21 protein-coding genes, 3 tRNA genes and 1 pseudogene are annotated in these 25,426 nt (G+C 35.5%); 23 read left to right on the forward strand and 2 right to left on the reverse strand.

Annotated elements, in window-relative coordinates; translation table 11 throughout:
- Positions 1 to 5 precede the first annotated feature (5 nt).
- From Q5O30_RS01170 to Q5O30_RS01195, 6 genes are all read left to right on the forward strand, one after another.
- Positions 6 to 77: transfer RNA gene (locus Q5O30_RS01170), tRNA-Gln, on the forward strand.
- Between the two features lie 34 nt (positions 78 to 111).
- A tRNA-Lys gene (locus Q5O30_RS01175) sits at positions 112 to 184 on the forward strand.
- 86 nt (positions 185 to 270) lie between these two features.
- Positions 271 to 350 (forward strand) — tRNA-Leu (locus Q5O30_RS01180).
- A 142-nt stretch (positions 351 to 492) separates the two neighbouring features.
- Positions 493 to 2,049, forward strand: coding sequence for an NAD(P)/FAD-dependent oxidoreductase (locus Q5O30_RS01185; protein WP_021951938.1), 1,557 nt, complete (start codon positions 493 to 495; stop codon positions 2,047 to 2,049).
- A gap of 9 nt (positions 2,050 to 2,058) precedes the next feature.
- Positions 2,059 to 4,272 (forward strand): hypothetical protein, encoded by a 2,214-nt coding sequence (locus Q5O30_RS01190; protein ID WP_021951939.1) that lies wholly within the window; start codon positions 2,059 to 2,061, stop codon positions 4,270 to 4,272.
- Between the two features lie 281 nt (positions 4,273 to 4,553).
- Positions 4,554 to 4,739: a hypothetical protein gene (locus Q5O30_RS01195; protein WP_021951940.1), complete on the forward strand. Its 186-nt coding sequence runs from the start codon at positions 4,554 to 4,556 to the stop codon at positions 4,737 to 4,739.
- A gap of 285 nt (positions 4,740 to 5,024) precedes the next feature.
- Here the strand turns inward: Q5O30_RS01195 and Q5O30_RS01200 are convergent, their stop codons facing one another.
- The gene (locus Q5O30_RS01200; protein WP_302624104.1) at positions 5,025 to 5,471 is read right to left on the reverse strand and encodes a CYTH domain-containing protein; all 447 of its coding nucleotides are present in this window, start codon (positions 5,469 to 5,471) and stop codon (positions 5,025 to 5,027) included.
- A gap of 175 nt (positions 5,472 to 5,646) precedes the next feature.
- Between Q5O30_RS01200 and Q5O30_RS01205 the strand changes: the two genes are divergently transcribed.
- The 13 genes from Q5O30_RS01205 to Q5O30_RS01265 all read left to right on the forward strand — a co-directional run bounded on the left by Q5O30_RS01205 (position 5,647) and on the right by Q5O30_RS01265 (position 21,038).
- Positions 5,647 to 6,198, forward strand: a complete 552-nt coding sequence (locus Q5O30_RS01205; RefSeq protein ID WP_021951942.1) for a DJ-1 family glyoxalase III — start codon at positions 5,647 to 5,649, stop codon at positions 6,196 to 6,198.
- Between the two features lie 318 nt (positions 6,199 to 6,516).
- Positions 6,517 to 7,797 (forward strand): trigger factor, encoded by a 1,281-nt coding sequence (gene tig, locus Q5O30_RS01210; protein WP_021951943.1) that lies wholly within the window; start codon positions 6,517 to 6,519, stop codon positions 7,795 to 7,797.
- A gap of 27 nt (positions 7,798 to 7,824) precedes the next feature.
- The gene (gene clpP / locus Q5O30_RS01215) at positions 7,825 to 8,406 is read left to right on the forward strand and encodes an ATP-dependent Clp endopeptidase proteolytic subunit ClpP (protein WP_021951944.1); all 582 of its coding nucleotides are present in this window, start codon (positions 7,825 to 7,827) and stop codon (positions 8,404 to 8,406) included.
- Positions 8,407 to 8,474: 68 nt separating this feature from the next.
- On the forward strand, positions 8,475 to 9,758 hold the full coding sequence (clpX, locus tag Q5O30_RS01220) for an ATP-dependent Clp protease ATP-binding subunit ClpX (protein ID WP_021951945.1): 1,284 nt from the start codon (positions 8,475 to 8,477) through the stop codon (positions 9,756 to 9,758).
- A 16-nt stretch (positions 9,759 to 9,774) separates the two neighbouring features.
- Positions 9,775 to 12,090 (forward strand): endopeptidase La, encoded by a 2,316-nt coding sequence (gene lon, locus Q5O30_RS01225; protein ID WP_021951946.1) that lies wholly within the window; start codon positions 9,775 to 9,777, stop codon positions 12,088 to 12,090.
- A 4-nt stretch (positions 12,091 to 12,094) separates the two neighbouring features.
- Complete coding sequence (yihA, locus tag Q5O30_RS01230; RefSeq protein ID WP_021951947.1) at positions 12,095 to 12,682, forward strand: ribosome biogenesis GTP-binding protein YihA/YsxC; 588 nt, start codon at positions 12,095 to 12,097, stop codon at positions 12,680 to 12,682.
- Between the two features lie 2 nt (positions 12,683 to 12,684).
- Complete coding sequence (locus Q5O30_RS01235; RefSeq protein WP_021951948.1) at positions 12,685 to 13,206, forward strand: DUF4364 family protein; 522 nt, start codon at positions 12,685 to 12,687, stop codon at positions 13,204 to 13,206.
- A 60-nt stretch (positions 13,207 to 13,266) separates the two neighbouring features.
- Positions 13,267 to 15,081 (forward strand): translation elongation factor 4, encoded by a 1,815-nt coding sequence (lepA, locus tag Q5O30_RS01240; RefSeq protein WP_021951949.1) that lies wholly within the window; start codon positions 13,267 to 13,269, stop codon positions 15,079 to 15,081.
- A gap of 140 nt (positions 15,082 to 15,221) precedes the next feature.
- Complete coding sequence (hemW, locus tag Q5O30_RS01245; protein ID WP_021951950.1) at positions 15,222 to 16,448, forward strand: radical SAM family heme chaperone HemW; 1,227 nt, start codon at positions 15,222 to 15,224, stop codon at positions 16,446 to 16,448.
- A gap of 8 nt (positions 16,449 to 16,456) precedes the next feature.
- Positions 16,457 to 17,110: a response regulator transcription factor gene (locus Q5O30_RS01250; protein ID WP_021951951.1), complete on the forward strand. Its 654-nt coding sequence runs from the start codon at positions 16,457 to 16,459 to the stop codon at positions 17,108 to 17,110.
- Between the two features lie 17 nt (positions 17,111 to 17,127).
- Positions 17,128 to 18,552, forward strand: coding sequence for a HAMP domain-containing sensor histidine kinase (locus Q5O30_RS01255; RefSeq protein ID WP_021951952.1), 1,425 nt, complete (start codon positions 17,128 to 17,130; stop codon positions 18,550 to 18,552).
- A 13-nt stretch (positions 18,553 to 18,565) separates the two neighbouring features.
- On the forward strand, positions 18,566 to 19,270 hold the full coding sequence (locus Q5O30_RS01260) for a hypothetical protein (protein ID WP_021951953.1): 705 nt from the start codon (positions 18,566 to 18,568) through the stop codon (positions 19,268 to 19,270).
- A gap of 115 nt (positions 19,271 to 19,385) precedes the next feature.
- A complete protein-coding gene (locus Q5O30_RS01265) occupies positions 19,386 to 21,038 on the forward strand; it encodes an ABC transporter substrate-binding protein (RefSeq protein WP_021951954.1) in 1,653 nt (550 codons plus the stop codon).
- A 154-nt stretch (positions 21,039 to 21,192) separates the two neighbouring features.
- Here Q5O30_RS01265 and Q5O30_RS01270 read toward each other — a convergent pair whose 3' ends face one another.
- The gene (locus Q5O30_RS01270) at positions 21,193 to 21,516 is read right to left on the reverse strand and encodes a helix-turn-helix domain-containing protein (protein ID WP_021951955.1); all 324 of its coding nucleotides are present in this window, start codon (positions 21,514 to 21,516) and stop codon (positions 21,193 to 21,195) included.
- 206 nt (positions 21,517 to 21,722) lie between these two features.
- Between Q5O30_RS01270 and Q5O30_RS01275 the strand changes: the two genes are divergently transcribed.
- From Q5O30_RS01275 to Q5O30_RS01290, 4 genes and pseudogenes are all read left to right on the forward strand, one after another.
- Positions 21,723 to 21,905: a hypothetical protein gene (locus Q5O30_RS01275; RefSeq protein WP_118589754.1), complete on the forward strand. Its 183-nt coding sequence runs from the start codon at positions 21,723 to 21,725 to the stop codon at positions 21,903 to 21,905.
- A gap of 14 nt (positions 21,906 to 21,919) precedes the next feature.
- The gene (locus Q5O30_RS01280; RefSeq protein ID WP_021951956.1) at positions 21,920 to 23,635 is read left to right on the forward strand and encodes a phosphoadenosine phosphosulfate reductase family protein; all 1,716 of its coding nucleotides are present in this window, start codon (positions 21,920 to 21,922) and stop codon (positions 23,633 to 23,635) included.
- 15 nt (positions 23,636 to 23,650) lie between these two features.
- Entirely contained in the window at positions 23,651 to 24,499 is an 849-nt protein-coding gene (locus Q5O30_RS01285) for a DUF4007 family protein (RefSeq protein WP_021951957.1), read from the forward strand.
- A pseudogene (locus tag Q5O30_RS01290) lies at positions 24,492 to 25,426 on the forward strand (hypothetical protein); the annotation flags it as partial. The gene Q5O30_RS01285 and the pseudogene Q5O30_RS01290, both read left to right, overlap by 8 nt.

Consider the following 25,426-nt stretch of genomic DNA (forward strand, 5'->3'; position numbering starts at 1 on the left):
CACAATGGGCTATCGCCAAGCGGTAAGGCACAGGACTTTGACTCCTGCATTCGCTGGTTCGAATCCAGCTAGCCCAGTTAAAGGGTTAGTAATAACTTATAAAATTAATATGGGCCACTAGCTCAGATGGTAGAGCACTTGACTTTTAATCAAGTTGTCTGGGGTTCGATTCCCCAGTGGCTCACTAAGTGTAGGTTCGTGCCTACACTTTTTTATTGCTAAGGCAAACATATGGTAAGTGTTTGTATAAAAGCGGAAAATTAAATAGCTGCGGGTGTGGCGGAATTGGCAGACGCGCTAGATTTAGGTTCTAGTGGGCAACCGTGCAGGTTCAAGTCCTGTCACCCGCATTTAAAATTAAAAAGTAGTTGTCTCTTTATGAAATATAGTTCAAAAAGGGATAACTTTTTTGTTTATTATACCTCTTTTATCGACATAATTTATTTGCTATAATGGAAATCTGAAATTTGAAAGAGAAACAAGGGAGAAAAAATGAAGAGGATTGTGATTATTGGGGCGGGACCGGCAGGCCTTACAGCCGGTTATGAACTACTGAAAAAAGGTGGATATGAGGTTGTTATATTAGAAAAAAGCGATAGAATAGGTGGAATATCCCAGACTGTACGTTATAAGGGCAACCGAATGGATATAGGGGGACATAGATTTTTCTCGAAGGACGATAGGGTAAATGAGTGGTGGCAGAACATAATGCCTACTCAGGGAGCACCGTCATTTGATGATAAGGTGTTAGGCAGAGAGAAAACTTTAGCTGACAAGGGACCTGATCCTGAAAAAGAAGACAGGGTAATGCTTGTAAGAAACAGAGTGTCAAGAATTTATTATTCAAAGCATTTCTTTGACTATCCGATTTCTTTAAAATGGAGTACCTTAAAGAACATGGGATTTGGGACTACAATTAAGGCAGGTTTTAGCTACCTTCATTCAGTATTTAGAAAACTACCGGAAGATAATTTGGAGAATTTCTATATAAACAGATTTGGACGTGTGTTATATTCAATGTTTTTTGAAGGGTACACAGAAAAATTATGGGGAAGACATCCAAGGGAAATATCAGCTGACTGGGGAGCACAGCGTGTAAAGGGACTATCCATAACAGCCGTTATTAAGGATGTATTTAAGAAAATTCTTCCAAAGAAAAATGACGGAGAAGTGGAAACATCACTGATTGAGGAGTATGTTTATCCTAAATTCGGACCGGGACAGCTTTGGGAGGCTGTGGCAGATGACATTGTAAAAATGGGTGGAACTATTGTAAAAAATAGTGAAGTTAAGTATTTAAACACTGAAAATGGAAAAATAAAAAACGTTGTTTGTTTAGAAAATGGACAGGAGAAGGTTTATGAGGGAGACATATTTATGTCTTCTATGCCTGTTAATGATTTAATTGCAGGAATTAAAGGAAGCGATATTCCGGATATTGTTGCAACATCAGCAGCAGACCTTCCTTTTAGGGACTTTGTAACTGTAGGTCTTTTGCTTAACAAATTAAATCTTAAGAATGAAACAAAGATTAAAACATTAAACAACATTGTGCCGGACTGTTGGATATATGTTCAGGACACAGGGGTAAAGCTTGGAAGAATACAGATTTTTAATAACTGGTCACCATATATGGTAGAAAAGCCTGACGAAAACGTATGGATTGGTCTTGAGTATTTTTGCAGAGAAGGGGATGAATTCTGGAACATGAGTGACGAGGAATGCATTAACATGGCAATTAATGAATTGGTTTCAATGGACGTAATTGACAGAAATGACGTTATTGATTCTCACAGAGAGCGCATACAGAAGGCATATCCTGCATATTTTGACGGATATGATAACATGGATAAGATAATTGATTATTTAAATACTTTTGATAATTTATTCTGCGTAGGAAGAAACGGACAGCACAGATACAACAACATGGATCATTCTATGGTTACTTCCTTTGAGGCGGTTAAGGATATTATTAATGGCATACATGATAAAACAAATGTATGGAATGTAAACACAGATAAAGAGTACCATGAAACAAAGGAGCAGTAGGAGGTAAAGATGCAGTATCTTATGTTTGTAGTGGGAATAGTGGTTCCAATAATTTTACTTACATTATTCTTTAAAAAGAAAATATATTTGTCCTATAACAAATATATTTGTTCAGCTATAATAGCGGTTTTAATTGCTTTAGTGTTGGAAGTATTTACTTTTAACTTTAATAGTTTTGAAAATACCAGAAGTGATAAAATGACCGTGTCTGCGGATATTAAGACTTCTGAGGTAAAGTCAGATGGGTATTTAAGCCCTGAGTTATACGGAAGCATTACCAAATCTGCATCCACTGAAAAAAATATATACACATTGGAAATGCAGGGCGTTGATGCTAAAGTAAATAATATAGACGTTATACCGGATTCTAACGACAAGGCAATAGAATGTAAGGTTTACTATTCTGATGAAGCTGTAAATAAATATACTGAAAGTGGTGATGAAAGTGTAATTGTGCCGTCAATGAAATCCACGGGACATATGCACCCTCATTTTGCCGGAAAGTGTCGTAATCTGAAAATTGAATTAAAGACAGATTTAAACAGTGAAATAAATTCAATTCAGGTTAAACTGAATTACCCGGCAAAATTTTCATTTGATATTTTCAGGGTACTTTTGGTTGCTGCAATATGCTTTATGGGATTTGTAATATATTTTACAAGAGGAAAAGGATGTTTGCAGTTTAACAGAAATTCAAACCGACAGTTTGCTGCAATTATGGGACTGGTTGTAGTGGAAATTGTATTTACGGTATTTTTGTCAATTGCCGGGAATTTACAGTTTAACGAAAATGGAAAAATCCAGAGTATTAATTTTCAGGATACACAGGACCCGTATCAGGAACTTACATTGGCAATAACTAAAGGAAAGGTTGACCTTAATAGTCTTAATCCGGAAACGGAGATTCAGGAAATGCGGGACATTAAGGAACTACAAAAACTCCAAAATCCTTATGACTGTAGTCAGCGTGATGGATTAACATATAAGTGGGACAGGGCATTTTATAACGGAAAATATTATTGCTACTTTGGAATAGTGCCTGCACTTGTGTTCTACCTTCCCTATTATCTGGTAACAGGGCATATGCTTAAAACAAAAATTTTAGCACTTTTGCTAGTAGTGATTATAGAAATGCTTATGGCGGCGTTAGTTTATGCCATAGCAAGTCAGTACAAAAAAAGACTTAACCTGTGGGTGGTTATGGCTGCAATACTAGGTTTTACAAATGTGTCAATGGTTCTGTTTTGTATAAACGGAAGTAAATTCTATGAAATAGCAGCTGCCTCGGCGTTAGCTTGTGCATTGGCAGGACTTAATTTTATAGTGAGGGCTTTTGATAACAAAAAAATGACAGTGGGAAGCCTTTGCGCAGGGGCAGCTTTTATGGCGTTGTCAGTTGGATGCAGACCTAATTTTATTCTTGTAAGTTTTGTGGCAGCATGTCTTATGTTAAATGGGCTTGCTAAAAAAGGCGGATATGTTGCAAGTGGAAATAATAAGATAAAGACATATTTAAGCTGTGTTTTCTCAAAAAGCAATATAACAGCCATATTAGCCATTATTGTACCTTATGTTGTTGTAGGTTTGGGACTTATGTATTACAACTACATAAGATTTGATTCGCCTTTTGAGTTTGGAGCAAAGTATCAGCTTACGGTTTTTGACACGGGATATTATGGCATGACGGATTTTGGAAAGATTCCGTTAATGATTGCAAGGGCATTACTTATTCCACCTACTATCAGTGCAACGTTCCCTTATGTAAATGCAGTATCAGAAAGCAGCAATTATTTGGGATATTATTACGGAATGAGCTATATGGGAGTTCTTGCTCAACCTATAATGTGGACAGTTATTCTTCTTGGATGGTCCATGAAGCGTGGAATAAAGGATATGGGACATAAAGCTTTTGTTATGTTATCAGTGATTGTGGGAATTTTAATGTGTTATGTTACCACAGCAATGGGCGGAACATCCCTGAGATATTCCGTTGACTTTGCATGGTTATTCTTTATTCCTGTTATTTACATTGTGTTTGACATGTATGACAGGGGAAGAAACAGAAAAATTACAAAGTATATTTTAGTTCTTGTTGGAATATTGACAGTGGCAACAGTTATGATAAATGTACTTTTATGTATTTCACCGACATGGAGTAGTATAAGCAGGAAGGTGCCGGAAATTTTTTACAGAATAGAAGAAATGGTGGTATTTTGGAAATAAATAAGCGGTTATATAAGTGTTTATGATAGAAAAATGTATAAAAGGTCACAAATAAGAAAAGTGAATTGGGATTTGCTCATTATATAATATGATTGAATATATTTTTTATTAATAATGGTGAATATTATCATCAACAAGCAGCATTAGCTGTTAATCCCTCGTTGTCATTGCCAACAAGTGGTTCTATTAGTTTATCTGCAGGTATAATTAAAAAATTTCAATATTTGACAAATCCACCGCAGGTTTTTGTTTACTTTAAATAGAAAAAGGAGTTTTTGCAAGTGAGAAAAGTTACATTTATCATTTTGTCAGTGATTATTTACTACCTATTGTTCTTTTTTATAAGAGCATTTCTGGTAGGAGTTAATGTTATTGTAGGGGATACATATGATGAGTTAGGAATACTTAATTTTCTAACGGTTATGTATATTTTGATGGGGTTCATCACATTATATGAAAAAAAATAAAATTTACATGTGATATATACTAATAAATTACAGGTTGTTATATTTGCACTAGCATAATAGAAAATATAACAACCTGTTAGTTTTGGGGGAAATACCGAAGCTTTGAGAAAATGTTTGATTTAGCTTGAGCTTCAGACATTAGAGTATATAAAAAATAATTATTATATTATGACGTAGTTGAAATAGATGTAAATTTGGATAAGGGGAAAATTCTCACTAAGACCTAACGAAATGAAACATTATATTGATGCTTAGAGAGATAATATTTTTATTTTTAAACTTAGATTAACCTATTTTTGAAAGATAGCTATTGTGATAGTGTCCGTCATTTGTCACATCTTTTCCAAACCATTTAGGAGGAACAAAGGAGTTAGCATCTTCAATGGAACTAAACTCAACCTCAACTAGCAGCATACCTGCAAATTTTCCCTCAAATATATCAAGTTCAGCAGTGTGACCGTCTTCTAAAGGTATAAGAAAACGTGTTTTAGTTATGATATTGCCATCGGCTTTTTCCCGGAGGTGGTAATAACTCTTTTCATTTAAAGGAAGATTATATTCTTCCCTTGCCATCATGCCACCACCTTTATAAGTTAGAAAGTACTCATCATCCTGCTTCCTGATGCGGACTACAGGGGCAGTATTTAAATATGCCTGTTCTATTTTATGACATTTGTAGTCGTTTAAATTTGCAGGCAAATCAAGGGGAAGATATTTTCTCTCAATTTCCATTGGCTTCATAAATAAAGACCTCCTTGTACTAATTTGTATACTGATATTGTAACACAAAAGTTAATAAACCTTACGGCAAATAATAAATTTGTTAAAAATTCTTTATAACTTTGACACACGGCAGGTGTATGTTATACTTGTTTTTGAATTCATATGTTAGGAGGAATAGTGGATAATGAAGACAGTATATGCATTTTTGGCAGATGGAATGGAAGAAGTGGAAGCTTTGATGGTAATTGATTTGTTAAGAAGAACAAAGAAATTAAATGTTGTTACGGTTTCCGTTAAGGATGATTTGTTAGTGGAAAGCTCCCATAAGATTAAACTTTTTGCTGACAAAAACATTAACGAGATAGATTTTGAAAAAGGAGATTGCATTTTCCTTCCGGGAGGAATACCGGGGACACCTAATCTTGCAGCCTGTAAGAAACTGACAGATAATATAGTTGAATATAACAGACAGGGTAAATGGCTTGCAGCTATATGTGCAGCACCAAGTATTTATGGACAACTTGGTTTGTTAAAGGATGTAAATGCAACAAGCTATCCGGGTTTTGAAGATAAGATGGATTGTAAAAATTATGGTGGCAGAGTTGTAACAGACAAGAATTTTGTTACGGGAAAAGGACTTGGAGTGGCATTGGAAATGGGACTTGAACTAATAAGCGTGTTGGTGGATGAGGAGACAGCAGGACAGGTGGCAGCTGCAATACAGTTTGACAGATAAAATAAGCATAAAAGGTCAATTCAGCCAAGCCTGAATCACCTAAGCTCGAATACGCTTTGCTTCTTCTCGCTTCGTTGATTCAGCAAATATAAAATAAACAAAAAGCAAAATTGGCTGCAAGCAGCCTTTTGCCTTTTGTTTATTTTATGCTTGGCTGAATTGTTCAAAAAAACTTAGTGACATAGGGGGATTTTCGTGATATAATGTTTTTCTGTGTCAGGGGATATTATGCCCTTATGTTATGTTAAAAAATAAATTTTAAGAATGGATAATTATGGGTGGAGCTCACACCCGGTTAAATCTCAAGGAGGAAGAATAATGAGTTTACAGGTAGAAAAGTTAGAGAATAACACAGCAAAACTTACAATCGAGGTAGAGGCTTCAAAATTTGATAAAGCTATTCAGAAAGCTTATCAGAAAAATAAGAATAAATTTAACATTCCGGGATTTAGAAAAGGAAAAGTACCATATGCTATGGTTGAAAAGATGTATGGTGCAGCAGTATTTTACGAGGATGCAGCTAATGAACTTATTTCAGGAGCTTATGCACAGGCAGCAGAAGAATCAGGATTAGAAATTGTTGCACGTCCGGAAATTAACGTTACTCAGATTGAAAAAGGCAAGCCTTTCATATTTGAAGCAGAAGTTACAACAAAGCCGGAAGTTAAGCTTGGTAAGTACAAAGGAATCAAGGTTGAAAAGGCTGATGTTACAGTAACAGATGAAGAAGTAGCAGAAGAGCTTGATAAGGTTAAAGAGCAGAATGCAAGACTTGTAGCAGCAGATGATAAGGCTGTTGAAGACGGAGACCAGACAACAATCGACTTTGAAGGATTTGTTGATGGAGTTGCATTTGAAGGTGGCAAGGGAGAAGATTATCCTTTAACAATTGGCTCACATTCATTTATTGACACATTTGAAGAACAGCTTATTGGAAAGAAAGTTGGAGAAGAAGTTGAAGTTAATGTTACATTCCCTGAAAACTATCAGGCAAAAGAACTTGCAGGAAAGCCTGCTATGTTTAAGGTAACAATTAAGGAAATCAAAGTTAAGGAATATCCTGAATTAGATGATGATTTCGCTCAGGATGTTTCAGAATTTGATACCTTAGATGAATACAAGGAAGATATTAAGAAGAATCTTACAGAAAAGAAAGAAAAAGAAGCTGAAGCTGAAAAGGAAAGCAAGGTTATTGAAGCTATCGTAAATGATGCAGAAATGGATATACCTGAAAAGATGGTTGAAGCACAGGCTGAACAGATGCTTGAAGAATTTGCACAGAATATTGCTATGCAGGGAATTTCATTTGAACAGTATTTACAGTTTACAGGTGCAACAGTTGACCAGATGAAGGAACAGGTTAAGCCACAGGCACAGGCAAGAGTTGAATCAAGCCTTGTTTTAGAAGCAGTTGTTAAGGCTGAAAACATTGAAGCTACAGAAGAAGAAGTTGAAGAAGAAATCAAGGAAATGGCCGGAAGATACAACATGGAAGCTGACAAGCTTAAAGGTTTATTAACAGATAGCGACAAGGAAAATCTTAAGAAAGATATTTGTGCAAGAAAAGCAGCTAAATTTGTTGTAGATGAGGCTAAATAATTTAATTATTAAGCAGGAGGTATAGCAATGGCATTAGTACCTTATGTCATAGAGCAGAATTCCAGAGGTGAACGCTCATATGATATTTATTCAAGATTATTAAAGGATAGAATTATCTTTTTAGGAGAGGAAATAAATGATGCAGTGGCTTCTACAGTTGTTGCACAGTTATTATTCTTAGAGTCAGAGGATCCGGGCAAGGATATTCATATGTATATCAACAGTCCGGGAGGTTCTGTTACAGCAGGAATGGCAATATATGATACAATGAATTACGTTAAGTGTGATGTATCAACTACATGCATTGGCATGGCGGCAAGTATGGGTGCGTTCCTTTTATCCAGCGGAGCTAAGGGAAAGAGATATGCCCTTCCAAATGCTGAAATTATGATTCATCAGCCATTAGGCGGAGCACAGGGTCAGGCTACAGAGATTCAGATAGCAGCAGAGCATATTTTGAAGACTAAAAAGAAATTAAACGAAATTCTTGCAGCTAATTCAGGAAAGCCGGTTGAAGTTGTTGAAAAAGATACAGACAGAGATAATTGGTTAAGCGCTGATGAAGCAAAAGAGTACGGTTTGATTGACAATGTAATCAAAGAAAGATAAAGATAAGAATAAGGCACCGCAATTGTGGTGCCTTAACTTGGATTTTATGTCAAAACAGTGAGGTAAACATGGCAAATAAAAAAATTATTGATGAGAAATTATATTGTTCATTTTGCGGTAAGCCGGAGAGTCAGACAAGAAGACTTATTGCCGGACCGGAAGGTGTGTATATTTGTGATGAATGCGTTGAAATATGTGCAGGAATCGTGGAAGAAATGTACCATGAAGAGGAATCCGGTGCTACACAGGAGATAAATCTTTTAAAACCAAAGGAAATTAAAGAATTTTTGGATCAGTATGTTATAGGTCAGGATGAGGCAAAAAAGGTTTTGGCAGTTTCAGTATATAATCACTACAAACGTGTTTTATCAGACAAGGAATTAGATGTTGAACTGCAGAAATCCAATATTCTTTTGTTAGGACCTACAGGTTCTGGAAAGACATATTTAGCTCAGACATTAGCAAAGATATTAAATGTTCCATTTGCCATTGCAGATGCTACAACTCTTACAGAGGCAGGATATGTTGGTGAAGATGTTGAAAATATTTTGCTTAAATTAATTCAGGCAGCTGATTATGATATTGAAAAGGCTGAGCATGGAATTATATATATTGATGAAATAGATAAAATTACAAAAAAATCAGAAAATGTTTCTGTCACAAGAGATGTTTCAGGTGAAGGTGTACAGCAGGCATTACTTAAAATATTAGAGGGAACAGATGCCAGCGTGCCACCACAGGGTGGAAGAAAGCATCCTCAGCAGGAACTTATACCTATTAATACTACAAATATTTTATTTATTTGTGGTGGAGCTTTTGACGGATTAGATAAGATTATAGAAAAGAGATTAGATAAAAGTGCAATTGGATTTAATTCACCGGTTCGTGAAAAAAATGACCACAAGACAGATGAATTATTCAAGCAGGTTATGCCGGAAGATTTAACTAAATTTGGAATTATTCCGGAATTTATAGGACGAGTTCCTGTTACGGTTTCATTGGATTTCTTAGATGAAAAGGCATTAGAGAGAATACTTACAGAGCCAAAGAATGCATTGGTAAAGCAGTATAAGAAATTATTTGAATTAGATGGAGTTAAGCTTACATTTACAGATGAGGCAATACATGCCATAGCTAAGCTTGCAGTGGAAAGAAAGACAGGAGCAAGAGGACTTAGAGCCATTATGGAAGATGCGGTAATGGATATAATGTATGAAACACCATCTGATGACACCATTGAAGAATGTATAGTCAACGAAGATGTTGTAAATGGATTAGCAGATGCAGAAATAAAGTACGCACCTTCAGGAACTAAACCTAAAACAAAGAAAAAAAGCGGAAAAACCGCATAGGTATCAAGGAGAAAATATGTCAGAAAATACTTTTAAAATACCGGTTATACCTCTTAGGGGGCTTACTATATTGCCGGGAACGACAGTTCATTTTGACATTAGTAGAAAATCATCAATTGCTGCCGCAAATGCTGCTATGATGCAGGGACAGCGATTGTTTGTTACAGCACAGAAAGACCCGGTGGAATCAACACCGGGTTTTGATGGAATATACAAAATAGGTACTGTTGTATTAATAAAGCAACTTAATAAATTGCCGGATGGAATTACAAGTGTAATGGTAGAGGCAAAGAATAAAGCTGAAATTCTCACATTATATGAAGATGGGAAATATTTTGAGGGAGATATAAAGGAAATTCCACAGGAAGAAAATCTTTTATCTGAAAACGAGGAAGAGGCCTTTGTAAGAGAATTAAAAGAAACCATAAGAAAATATGATGCAACAAACCATGGGCTGACGGAACAGGGAATAAGAAATGTTATGAGAATAAATAATCTGTCAACTCTTATGGAACAGTTACTTTTAAGAATAAAAGTAGATTTTAGAGTAAAGCAGGAATATTTGGAAAAAAATGACTTAGTGTCTAAATTTGAGACAGTTATGTCATTTTTAAGAAAAGAAAACGAAATCGGACAAATAAGAGCTGATATAATTGAGAAGGTTAAAGAGAGACTTGACAAAAGTCAGCGTGAACATATTTTAAGAGAACAGATTCAGGTTATAAAAGAAGAATTAGGGGAGGATTTCTCGGCAGATGCAGATGAATTGCAGGGAAAAATAGAGAAGCTTAACGCATCTGATGAAGTGAAGGAAAAGTTAATGAAGGAACTTTCAAGGTACAGAATGTTTGGTGGAAATGCACCGGAAGCTAATGTAATAAGAACATACATTGACACAATGCTGGATATGCCTTGGAATAATCAGACAGTGGAAAACCCTGATTTGACTAATGCACAGGAAATCTTAGACAGAGATCATTACGGACTTAAAAAAGTAAAAGAAAGAGTTCTGGAGTTTTTGGCAGTGAGAAATTTAACGGAAGCTAAAGGCACAAGTCCCATTATTTGTCTTATAGGACCTCCGGGAACAGGAAAAACATCTATAGCTCACTCAATTGCAGAAGCTTTAAACAAAAAATATGTTAGAATAAGCTTAGGTGGCGTGGACGATGAATCGGAAATCAGAGGACACAGAAAAACATATGTGGGAGCAATGCCGGGAAGAATAGCAAAGGGACTTAAAATGGCAGGCAGTGCTAATCCATTAATGCTGTTTGACGAAATAGACAAAATGGGAAGAGGTTATCACGGAGATCCGGCTTCAGCCCTTCTTGAGGTTATGGATTCAGAACAAAATTCATCCTTTATGGATAATTATTTGGAAGTTCCCCTTGATTTGTCAAAGGTATTATTTATTGCCACGGCAAATGATATAAATACCATACCGGAGCCTTTAATTGACAGAATGGAAATGATTGAAGTTGAAGGTTATACTGAAAACGAGAAGTTCCACATTGCAAAAGAACATCTGATTAAGAAGGCATATGAGAAAAATGGAATAAAAAGATCAAATCTTTCCATAACAGATGAGGCAATAAACAGTATTATAAGATTTTACACAAGGGAAGCCGGTGTAAGACAGCTACAAAGGGAACTGGAAGAAATATGCAGAAAAGCAGCAAGAGATATAGTTCAAAATAATAAAAAGCATTTAAAGGTTACATCAAAAAATATTGAAAAATATCTTGGAAGAAAGAAATTCGATGAAGATTTGGCAAATGAGTCAGATGATATAGGAATAGTAAGAGGTCTTGCCTGGACGGCTGTAGGTGGAACTACCCTTCAGATAGAGGTAAATACAATGCCGGGAAAGGGAGAACTTAAGCTTACGGGACAGCTTGGTGATGTTATGAAGGAGTCTGCTGTAATTGCACTGAGCTATGTTAGAAGTATTGCAGCGGATTATGGTGTGGATAAGGAATTCTTTAGTGAGAATGATATACATATTCACGTTCCGGAAGGGGCAGTGCCAAAGGATGGACCATCAGCCGGAATTACCATGGCAACGGCTATTTTGTCAGCTGTGTCAGGTATTAAGGTAAAATGTAAGGTGGCAATGACAGGAGAAATTAATCTTCGTGGAAATGTTATGCCAATAGGAGGATTAAAAGAGAAGCTTTTGGCTGCTAAAAATGCAGGTATTAAGAAGGTTTTAGTCCCTAAAAAGAATGAACCTATGGTAAAGGAGATTTCAGAGGAAATAACTTCAGGTCTGAAAATTGTATATGTAAGTCATATGAGTGAAGTTATTAAGGAGGCTCTGAGCAGGTAAATATATGGTTATAAAAAATGTTAGTTTAGAGACGGTATGTGGAATTACAAGTCCTCTGCCACAAAATAATATGCCGGAGATTGCCTTTGCAGGTAAGTCAAATGTAGGAAAATCATCACTGATAAACAGTCTTGTAAATAGGAAGGCATTAGCAAGAACATCATCCCAGCCGGGAAAAACACAGACAATTAATTTCTATAATGTTAATGAGGAAATGTATTTTGTGGATTTACCGGGGTACGGGTATGCCAGTGTGTCAAAGGAAGTAAAGGAAAAATGGGGTGTAATGATAGAAAACTATCTTCATACTTCGGATATGTTAAAAGCAGTTTTTCTTTTAATAGATATAAGACACGAGCCGTCAGCTAATGACATAAATATGTACCAGTGGATATTAGCCAATGGATATGAACCAATAATAATTGCAACAAAGCTTGACAAAATAAAGAGAAGCCAGATACAAAAGCATGTTAAAATGATAAGGACAGGCTTAAACGTAGTAGGTGGAACAAAGATACTACCATTTTCGGCTCAGACAAAGCAGGGAAAAGATGAAATTCTTGATTTGATTGAAGAAATAACAAGGAGTTAGAAATGGCATTAGAACCGGAAACTTTATATAAATTAATTATAATGCATATGCTTAATAAGGTGGATTTCCCACTGACTAATACCCAGATTGCCCAGTTCTTTCTGGAGAATGAGTACACAACTTATTTTTCCGTTCAGCGTTCCATTAATGAGTTAATAGAAAACGGATTTGTGTTTTTAAATGTTAATAGAAATACATCTTATTATCATTTAACTTCCGAGGGAAGGGAAAGTCTTAAGTTTTTTGAGAATAAAATCCCCAACCAGATAGTTGATGATGTGGATATGTTCCTTATTGAGAATAAATATGAATTAAGAAATGAGGCAGGAACTGTTTCGGATTATTACAGGGCTGCAAATGGAGATTATATTGTACATTGTCAGGTAAAAGAAGGAGACAGTACATTAATTGAACTTAATATTGCAACTCCTGATAAGGATATTGCCTCAAAAATGTGTGCAAATTGGCAGGACAAGGACACCAGCCAGAAAATATATCAATATGTATTAGATAATCTGACGTAATAATTTCACATAAAGGTAAAGTCAGTTTAACAGCAAAATAAACAAGAGATGGAGGAAAATATGTCGCATATAGATCAGAGTAAAATAAGAAATTTTTGCATTATTGCTCATATTGATCACGGAAAATCTACTTTGGCAGACCGTATAATAGAGATGACAGGGCTTCTTACAAACAGGGAAATGCAGGCTCAGGTTCTTGATAATATGGACTTAGAAAGAGAACGTGGAATAACAATAAAATCTCAGGCAGTTCGTACTGTTTATAAGGCTAAAGACGGTGAGGAATATATTTTTAATCTTATTGATACACCGGGCCATGTGGATTTTAATTACGAGGTATCACGAAGCTTAGCAGCCTGTGATGGTGCAGTATTGGTAGTTGATGCGGCACAGGGTGTGGAAGCACAGACTCTGGCAAATGTTTATCTTGCATTAGACCATGACCTAGAGGTTTTTCCGGTAATAAACAAAATTGACCTTCCATCAGCTGACCCGGATAGGGTAAAGGCGGAAATAGAGGATGTTATAGGACTTGATGCAGAAGATGCACCACTTATTTCAGCCAAAACAGGACTTAACTGTGGTGAGGTTTTAGAGGCAATTGTTAAGAATATTCCGGCACCGGAGGGAAATCCGGAGGCTCCTCTTAAAGCACTTATTTTTGACAGCTTATATGATTCATACAAGGGAGTCATTGTATTTTGCCGAATAAAAGAGGGTACCGTAAAGCCGGGAATGAATATAAAAATGATGGCAACAGGAGCCAAGGCAAATGTTGTGGAAGTAGGATATTTTGGAGCAGGTCAGTTTATAGCCTGTGATGAATTATCAGCAGGAATGGTTGGATATATTACGGCAAGTATAAAAAATGTCCGTGATACCAAGGTTGGTGATACCGTAACTGATGCAGACAGACCATGTGATGAGCCACTTCCGGGATATAAGGAAGTTAATTCAATGGTTTACTGTGGTGTATATCCGGCAGATGGAGCCAAATATCCTGATTTAAGAGATGCTTTGGAAAAACTTCAGCTAAATGATGCATCCCTTAAATACGAACCGGAAACATCAATAGCCTTAGGATTTGGTTTCAGATGCGGATTCTTAGGACTTCTTCATCTTGAAATTGTTCAGGAGAGACTAGAGAGGGAATACGGACTTGATTTGGTAACTACGGCACCGTCAGTTATTTATAAGGTATACAAGGAAAATGGGGAGTTAATAGAACTTACCAACCCAACTAATTTGCCGGATCCAAGTGAAATAGAACATATGGAGGAACCTATTGTAAGTGCCGAAATAATGGTAACTACAGAGTTTATAGGCTCTATTATGGAATTGTGTCAGCAAAGACGTGGACGATATATAGGAATGGAGTATGTGGAAGGTTCAAGAGCACTTCTTAAATATGATATTCCGTTAAATGAAATAATATATGATTTCTTTGATGCATTAAAATCCCGCTCAAGAGGGTATGCCTCATTCGATTATGAATTAAAAGGATATGAAACAGCTAAGTTAGTTAAGCTTGACATTCTTATAAATAAGGAAGAGGTGGATGCACTATCCTTTATAGTTCCGGAGGCTTCAGCATATGAGCGTGGCAGAAAAATGTGCGAGAAACTGAAGAATGAAATTCCAAGACAGCTTTTTGAAGTACCGATTCAGGCAGCAGTAGGAAGTAAAGTTATTGCAAGAGAAACAGTTAAGGCAATGAGAAAAGACGTGCTTGCTAAATGTTATGGTGGCGATATTTCAAGAAAGAAAAAGCTGTTAGAAAAGCAGAAGGAAGGAAAGAAACGTATGCGCCAGGTTGGAAATGTGGAAATACCACAGTCAGCATTTATGGCGGTTTTGAAATTAGATGAGGAGTAATGAACTATAAGACGAATGATTATGAGGAGTCGCCACAGCAGATTGCACCCCATTGGGTATTACGAAGGTCACCGGGGCGCTAAATCAGTTTATTACAAGAAAATCAAAATGGTCTCTTATACAGAAAGGCAATTATAATTATGGATAAATTAGAAATATATGTTCATATACCCTTTTGTGCTAAGAAGTGCGATTATTGTGACTTTTTATCTATGAGAGGGGATTCGGTAACTAAAAGAGAGTATGTTTCTGCATTAATTAATGAAATTAAATTAAGTAAGGATAGAATGGAAGGGTACCTTGTCGATACAATATTTATCGGTGGAGGTACTCCTTCCATATTAGAAGGAAAATATATTGGAGAAATAATGGATGCCATAAGACAAAACTGTGTGGTGGATGAGAATGCAGAAATTACCATTGAATGTAACCCGGGAACTCTTGATAAGTATAAATTGAAATACTATAAGGATTTAGGGATAAACAGAATAAGTATAGGTTTGCAGTCAGCTAATGATGATGAACTTATGGCAATTGGAAGAATACACAATTTTGATAAGTTTTTGGAAAGTTATAAGTTAGCCAGAGAGGCAGGATTTTCTAATATAAATGTAGATATAATGAGTGCACTTCCGGGACAAAGCATTGAAAGCTATAGAGAGACTCTTAAAAAAGTGACAGACTTAAATCCTGAACATATTTCTGCTTACAGTCTTATTGTGGAGGAGGAAACCCCGCTTTATGACAGGGTGGAGGCAGCAGAGAATGCAGGATATAGCATATTACCTGATGAGGATACGGAGCGGGAAATGTACTATGAAACCGGAAAATTCCTAAAGGATTCAGGTTATATGAGATATGAAATATCTAACTACAGCAAGGTGGGATATGAATGCAGGCATAATATAGGATATTGGAAACGAAAGGATTATCTGGGATTTGGATTAGGGGCGGCATCGTTATATAAAAATACCAGATATAGCAACATCGCAGATTTAAGTCAGTACATTTCTGTTATGTCAGGTGGCAATTTGGAGGAGAATGAAAATTTCTGGGGAGAGACTATTTATCAGGATGATATATGGGATATTCAGGAAGACCCTCTTACTGTGATTCAGGGAAAAATCCAGAAACTTAGCAATAAAGATATGATGGAAGAATTTATGTTTTTGGGACTGAGAATGATGGAGGGAATATCTGTGGATGAATTTGAAGAAAAATTTGGAAGAAAATTTGAGACAGTTTATGGTAATGTGGCAGATAAGTTAATAAGTCAGGGATTATTAAAGAAAAATGATAATAGGATAATGCTTACAGACAGGGGAATAGATGTAAGTAATTATGCAATGTCTGAATTTTTACTGTAGGAGGCTCTATGAACAAAATACTGGTAGTTGAAGATGATGAAAGTATTGCAAAAATGATAGAAGTTACGCTGGATATGGGAAATTATTCCTGCGATAAAGTGTATGACGGAATAGCTGCAAAGGAAAAAATAGAAAATAATAAGTATTCCCTTATTCTTTTAGATGTTATGCTTCCGGGAATAGACGGCTTCTCCTTAATGAAGTATATAAAACCCTTAAAAATTCCAACTATATTTATAACTGCAAAACAGGATGTAGTGGACAGGGTTCACGGACTTAAGTTAGGGGCGGAGGATTACATACTAAAACCTTTTGAGGCAATGGAACTTTTAGCCAGAGTGGAAGTGGTTTTAAGAAGATATCATAATGAAGAGGATGTAATTGAATACCACGATATTAAGGCAGATATTACTAAACATCAGGTAACCTGTAATGATGAAATTATTAATCTTACTCCAAAAGAGTTTGATATTTTAGTGTTTTTCTTAAAGCATAAGGATATTGTTATAAGGAAAGAGCGGTTAATGGCAGAAATATGGGGATATGATTTTGTGGGAGAAACAAGAACAGTGGATACCCATGTGCAGCAGGTAAGAAAGAAAATGAAATTAAAAGAAAAATTAGTTACTATTCCAAAGGTAGGATACTGCCTGTACAGTTAAATCAATAGGAGTGGCATATGAAGATATGGCAGAGAATATTTATAGTGACAATGTTCATTGTTACGGTTTTTACACTGGCAATGGGACTTTTACTAATTGGAAACCAGTATAAATATCAGATAGATGCAGAAATAAATAATTCCAAAAAGTTCCACGAAAATGTTATGGCATCAGTAAATGTTGAAGTGCAACGACAGATGCAGGAAAAAACCAAATCGATTTTAAGTGACCACGAATTTTTAGAGGCATATAAAGCCGCCTATGAAAGATTTGAGGATTTAGGTTATGGGTTGAAATTAAGTATGGACGGGGAAAACATAATGAATAACTATGACTTCTCAGATGACATAGTTAATAAGAATATGATTAAACAGGAAAGATATGCAGGATATGAAATAGTACACAAAAGTGATTATTATTTTCTTATAATGGAATCTGAAAACAGTATTTATGGCAGAAAAATAAAATGCGACACGGAGTATGATATTACACATATTTACGAGGCTTATTTTGCTCAAAGGGACAGGCTGAAGGTACTTACCATAGTATTTTCCCTGCTTTCGGGAATTATTCTTTTAGTAACTATCAGATTTTTACTTAGACCTGTAAAAAAACTTCAATGGGGAATACATAGTATATCTGACGGAGATTATGGAAGACAGCTTGAGGTAAAGGGGAATAATGAAATTACAGAGCTTACAAAAGATGTTAATCAGATGTCCGAAAAAATAGCAGATGATAACAGGGCAAAGGAAGAAATGATAGAAAGCAGGCAGGTATTTATTGACAACATGGCTCATGAAATGAAAACTCCTCTGACTGCAATTTTAGGATTTTCGGATATACTGACTATTAAGCAGAATCTTACGGAAGAACAGATAAAGGAATATTCAGGGTATATTTATAAAGAGGCATTAAGGTTAAAAACAATGTCAGGGAAGCTAATGGAATTAGCACAAATAGAAGAAAAAAACGTGAAGGGTGAATGTGTTGATATAGGCAATATTCTGGATGAAGTAATATTATCGGAACAAATTGTTTTGGAAAAAAGTAATATAAAGATAAATAAAAAGATTGTAAACAAAAATGTTATGGTTGATAAGGATTTAATTAAATCTGTTTTTTATAACATTTTAGATAATGGCGCTAAGGCTACCACGCAAAATGGTGAAATGGATGTAAGTATGTCTGTGGAAAATAATAAGGTTGTAATAAAGATTCAGGATTATGGCATAGGGATTCCGAAGGAAGATGTAAAGAAGGTTATGGAACCGTTTTATATGGTAGACAAATCACGAACACGAAAAAGTGGTGGGGCAGGTTTAGGTCTTGCACTGTGTAAAAAGATTATTGAATTAAGTAATGGTGAAATAGAAATATCCAGTGACATAGGTAAGGGCTGCCTTGTTACAGTAACACTTCCTGTTTATGATTTAGATTGATGAGGTTAAATATATGAAAAAGAATATATCGAATATAGTTACAATCTTAGCAGCACTGATAATAGTGGTAGCAGGTGTTGAAGCTATAAATATATATGCATCCCATGAAGAAAAAACAAGAATTAACAAGGTTGGAAGCACATTTTTACAGTTAGATAATGACATCAGCTTAGAGCGTAAGGTTTTTAACAGTGAATGCATTATAACCGGTAGCTATAAAGAAGTTAAGAATTTTAATAAGTTCAGTGCCATAACAGATGAGATTATAAAGGAATATGCTATGGATACCCGGACTGAAAAAACAGGTTATACCAATGGTGACAGCTACATTATTAAGTTAAAGGATAATTCTCAGGAAATTAATGTTTTTATCAATGAAAAAAACAGGGCAATAGAGTTTCAAAAAAGTATGGTGGAAATCAATAATGCAGGTGAAAGGGAAGAGGGATTTGTAAAAGTACAGGACGACAGAGACAGCACCGGCTCAGAGCTTTATTCTCTGATAAATGCAATACTTAAGGGATGTATAAAAGAAAATATGGTATCACCTAAATTGGATACCATAAAGAAAATAATGGGTGACTTCAATGGGGAAGAAATTTTCTGGCATGGTGATAAATTTTATATTCCTTTTAGAAATAATGAAAAGTATATTGTGATAATGTATGATTATAAAAATAAGGAATATTGTGGTGGAAAGTTAGTTTTAGGAGAATAAGAGAAGGCTCTAAATTTTGCAAAAATTTTGCATTTTTTTAGGGCTTTTTTTTATGCCGGCATATTACCATATAAGTGTTAAAAAAATCGTATAATTGATTTTATAAGGAGGAATTATGAGAAAAGGTAAGAGAATGCTTATATTGGCAATGGCAGGAATTATAGGAATGTCATTACTAGGCGGTTGTTCAGGCAAAAAAGTGGAGGATAGTGGACAGGATAACACTGATGAAATTCAGATTACGACAGGACTGGATAAAAAAGTCAAAGGAGAAGTTTCCGTAATGGTATGGTCCGGTGATGGTGAATATTATGAGGACATCGGAAATCCTAAAAGCACTGCAGGTAAGAAGCTTTCAGACCCTACAAAAATTGTGGCACAAAATGTAGCCCAGCTTTATGCAGTGGCAAAGAAATTTAATGAGGTTTATCCGGGAATAAAAATTAATGTGTGGTCAAAAATTGGTGATCCGGATCAGTATAACACTCAGTCATGGGAGCAGGAAATGGAAAACTTTCAGGCAAAGTATGGAAAATATCCGGATGTATGGGCATCAACAGACGTAACCGGGGATATAAAGAAGGGGCTGGTTGCAGATTTGTCAGTTTATAAGGATGACGAAACATATAAAAAATACAATGAAAGTCTTATGAAAAGCATTAATTATGATGGATTTCAGGGAGGTCTCCCGTCATATACAATTCCGGGAGGAATTTGGGTCAATAAGGCGTTGGCACAGGATAATAATATAAATGTTCCAAAGCCTGACTGGAATATTGACCAGTTTACAAGATTTATTTCTAAGGCGGATTGTAAGGAGTTCTGGGGTTCAAAGGGAACACCTATAGAAGTTTTGGAACTGGGAACAGATAATATAAATAAGAAGATTTTAGAAGAAAATAAGGTTGAGTTAAATAGTGAACAGGTAAAGTCACTTCTTAAATATCTGCCTAAATGGGCTGAAAAGTCTATAGATGTGGCAGCCGGTTCAGGAAAAATAACAAAAGATATAGTTAAGGAAAACGGTGGATACAGCTGGACATATTTTACAAATAACAGAACATTAATAAATTTTGAAGACCCATGGTATTTAACATCAGGTGCTGATGAGGATGCAAAGGATAGCCCTTCATATATTAAATCAGCAGATTGGGACATATATCCATATCCTTCTACGGATTATTGTGAAAATACAATTAAAATAATTATGGATCCTATATGTGTACACAATTATGCACTGGATGATAAAAATAAGGAGTGGAGTAAAGAGGAAGAGTTAAAGCGTGATATATCCTATACCTTTGCTTCTTTCTGGACAGCTTCTACAGATGCAAGAAAGGCAATTTATGACCAGAAGTGGAGTGATAACGGTCAAATAAAATCGGCAGCAGGAGATTCTTTCCCTGTTGTAACAGGAACAGATTATGATGAACAAATGAAAATGTGGAATGATTTGCCTGCACATAAATCCTATAAAGATAAAGATGGATTTAATGAGGTGTTAAAAATATGGAATGAAGGACGATACTGGGATGTAATTGATAAATGCTGGACGTCAACAGTAACTGAAAAGGGAGATACGGTAAAGACCATGGAAGAGTGGTTAAGATGTGGTGATCAGCAGGTTGCCGGTGCATGGTTTACTGAAAAGAACTGGGCAGACAGTGTAAAATCAAGATTATCTGACTGGGACAGCAAAATAAATGGAAAAATTGTTACAGCAGATAAACAGTTAAAAGATGCATTTAAGAAATTGTATGGAAAATAAAAATAGAAAAGCACAAGATTAACGAAAATAGGCTGTCGCATTAGCGGCAGCCTATTTTGGCATAAAAACTAACAGCAAGACTATTAACAGTCCGACTGATATTTCATTTACTTAAAAACTCTGACAGAGATCTGTTTAAGTACGTTTTTTCCCATTAGCTTAGTAGTTTATCCACAGCATCCTGTAATTCAGGATGCTGTCTGTATTTTTCAATTAATTCCCGCTCATGATTGGTAATATGAAACTGCTTTTTATCACTATAACCGAAGGTGCCTAAAATATCATCAATGTTGTATATTTCACAAAGAACTAAAAGAGTGTCGGCATCAGGTTGAGCCTGTCCGCTTTCCCATCCGTAAATTGTTTTGGTAGCTACTGTTAAAGACCTTTCATTTAACAGCTCAGCCACTTCATTAACTGTCAGTTTGTTATTTTTTCTATATTTTTTTAGCACCTTTGCTATCATTTCATTTTTCATTTAAAACATTCCTTTCAAAATAGAAATTATAGATGTTATGCTTTGGACACTTACATCATATTATAAATTTTATCTTATCCTACCCCAAAATATGCGTCAACAAATTCTTACTAATTGAGAAAAGTTAGAATTGAAATTCTTTACAAATAAGAATATAATGCTATATAAGTAAAAAAGTCTTAGAAGTTAAGAAATGGGGTACAACATTGAGCGTTTCAGAAAAAGTTTCAAAATACATAGAATCTAATAATTTGTCCTTTCTTCAAATTTCAAAAGATACCGGAATAGACGAGAGAAAACTGCGGGGAGAGATTAAACCTTTAGAGGCAGGAGAGTTTTTGGAATTGTGCTTTTATTTAAATGTCAAACCGGAAGAGTTTATGGAGTAAGGTAGGAAAGAACAGTGCTTAGATACAAATGCAAAAAGGATAACATTATTACAAAAAACAGTATCTGTCCGGTGTGTGGCGGCAGAAGTGAGTTAGAGAGCTCAGATATATATTGGTGTCACAACTGTAAGGTGCCATTATATGAAAAGGTGTGCAAATGCTGCAATACGCAGGGAGAGAGAATAACTACGGATATCCGCCCGGTTTTCCCACAGGAGAGGCTTTTGCTGGAATTAATATGGAATAAGGCTCCCGGAACCTACGAAAAGTCATCAGTTTGGAATTGCTCGGGGAATTACTATTACATTGATGGAAAGCGTATAAGATTTTCCGTTAAGGATTTAAAAAATATAGATGCTAATTTGGTTAGAAAGAGATACTTTCAGGAAGAAAAAAATATTAACCGGCAATATTTTGATGAGTACATAGACAGATTTGTTAAGGCAAATAGTGACAGATATGAATTTATAGTTAAGGAAGCTACGGATTATATAAGGGGGTCTGTAAAAGGTTATACGGTAATGGATATGTTTGTGTCTTTTTCGGGAGGAAAAGACTCTACAGTTACGTCGGATTTAGTTATAAGGGCTCTTAGCGAACCGAAAATCTTGCATATATTTGGGGATACGACTTTAGAATTCCCGGAGACCATTAAATATGTTGAGAGATTTAAAAAAGAACATCCTAAAACTCCGGTTTTGTCATCTAGAAATAAGGACAAGGATTTTGAGGAACTTTGTCAGCTAGTTGGGCCGCCAAGTCGTGTTATGCGTTGGTGTTGCACAGTGTTTAAGACAGGTGCCATTCAAAGAAAAATAAAATCCCTGTTTAAGAATAAAAATAAAATCATTACTTTTTATGGAATAAGAAGAAGCGAGTCAAAAAGCAGAAGCAAGTATGAGAGGGAAACGGAAGGCTCGAAAATAACAAAGCAGATTACCATATCTCCTATTATTGACTGGATGGATTTTGATGTATGGTTATACATTTTAACCACAAAAATTGATTTTAACAATGCATACAGGCTGGGCTATGCCAGAGTAGGATGCTGGTGCTGCCCGAATAATAGCGGATGGTCAGAATTTTTATCTAAAATTCATATGAAGGAGCAGTCTGATAAGTTTAGGAAGATGCTTATTGATTTCGCTATAAAGATAGGAAAGCCTGATGCCGAAGTGTATGTGGATGACGGAAAATGGAAGGCAAGGCAAGGGGGAAATGGCGTAGAATATGCAGGAAAAACAGCAGTTTCTTTTGAACCCTGTGCATTAGAGGAAAATGCCTTTAATTACCAGCTGCTTCGCCCTATAACGGAGGAATTATATGAATTGTTTAAACCTTTTGGATATATAAATTTTGATTTGGGAAATAAAAGGTTAGGTGAGGTTTACGTTACAAGGAAAAATGCCATGCCGGTATTAAAACTTCAGGGACGAATAGGCAGTAATACATTAAAGGTAACTATTGTTGATTATCACATTGATGGTGCAAAAAGCGTAAAAACTGCAGAAGAAAAGGTAAAATGCCAGATTACAAAATATCAGATATGTATGGGTTGCCGTGCCTGTGAAAGCATATGCAAGCATAATGCGATTGTTATTAAGGAAGGAAAAGAAGGCATTAGTTACAGAATTTTAGACGATAAATGTAAGAGATGCATGGAGTGCGTCAACCATTATACAGGGGGATGCTACATGAGAAAGGTACTTGCAACTAAGAAGGATAAATAGATTAGGAGGCAGATTGTGATAAAACTGAAAGGCCACGAGACATTTGCCATTCGTGAGGGATGGCTTAGTAAAGGCTTAATAGAAGTGGATAAAAACGAAAAGGTATTTTCTAAGAATTTTGGAGCAGACACTCTGGGAGTGGGAAGTAATATGGCAAAGGCTATCAGATATTGGCTAAAAGCAGGAGATTTTACTAAGGAAACAGGAAAAAGTCAGGTTTCGCTTACTGAAATTGGAAAAATAATACTGAAAAATGACAGATATTTTGAGGATATATTCCCTTTGGAAATTTTCCATGTAAATCTTGTTCATAACAGGGAAAATGCAACCTCATGGTATTTAACTTTCAATAAGATAAATGCAGAGGAATTTGATAAGGATGAATTGTTTGTATTGCTGGAAAATGAAATTCATAAAATGGGGGTGGAGGATTTTTCCGTACGTTCCCTTCAGGATGATGTAAATGTATTACTTAATATGTACACAAGGGAAAAAACACAGGATTACGACCCGGAGGAAAAGCGTATTTCACCTTTTTCTAAAATCGGTTTAATAAAGAAAAATGGAAAGAAATATATAAAAACGGCACCGGATTATACGGTTCTAAGCCCTATGGCGGTTTTGTATGCCCTAAAAAAATATATGGATTATAAAAATACTTTATCCTTAAGAATTGATGAGGCTGTAAACGAACCTTTGTCACCGGGAAAAGTGTTTAATTTAAAGCGGATTAAAATGAATGAATACTTAGATAAGTTAGAGGAAGAGGGCTATATCACCTTAAACAGAACAGCGGGGCTTGATATGATATACATGGAAAATAACATTACATTAGAGCAGATAATGGAGATATATTATGCATAAATTAACGGACATGATACATATTGACAAAAGATTTCAAACTTCAATTAATCTTGAACTGGATTTAAATAACCCAGAAAAAACAGCAAGTTATATTCCAACGGTGTCTTCCGTGGATGTTTTAAATGAATATGCAGGACATATTGTTGAAAACAGAAACAAGGCAAATATTCTTATTGGCCCATATGGTAAGGGAAAATCTCATTTGCTTTTGGTTTTTATGGCATTAATTAGTGGAAATAAAGAAGTTTTTGAAAAAGTTATTGGGAAAATTAAGGCAAACAAATTAAATAAAACTTCCAATATTGAACTTTTAAAGGGAAAAAAGTTTTTGCCGGTTATTATTTCAGGCACATATGAGGATTTAAACCGCGGTTTTATTGAAGGATTAAGGGAGGCTTTAAAAAGAGAGGGATTAAATGACATTGTCCCGGAAACATATTATACAAAGGCATATGAGTGTATCAGGGAGTGGAAGGAAAACTACAAAGATACATATAGGGCTTTTGTGGGAAAATTAAGGGAAAACAATTATGAAATCGGGGAGTTTTTAAAGAAGCTGTCAAGGGAAAACAAAGAGGCAATGGATTTATTTGAAAAGATATATCCAATGCTTACTTCAGGCAGTAGGTTTAACCCTATATATGAAACTCTTGCCATAAAGCTTTACAGTGACATAAAGGAAAAACTGGTACGAATAAAAGGATACAGTGGAATTTATGTTATTTTTGATGAGTTTAGTAAGTATGTGGAAGGACATCGGCAGGACACTTTTTCAAGAGACATGAAAATATTACAGGATATGTGTGAATTGGCTCAGAAAAATGAAGAGTACCAGCTCCACATTACTTTTGTTGCCCACAAAAGCATAAAAGAATACGGAAAAGACATGCCGGAAGAAATGATAAACGCTTTTATGGGAGTAGAGGG

The sequence above is a fragment of the Eubacterium sp. CAG:161 genome, assembly GCF_000432355.1.
GTDB lineage: Bacteria > Bacillota > Clostridia > Lachnospirales > Lachnospiraceae > Eubacterium_G > Eubacterium_G segne.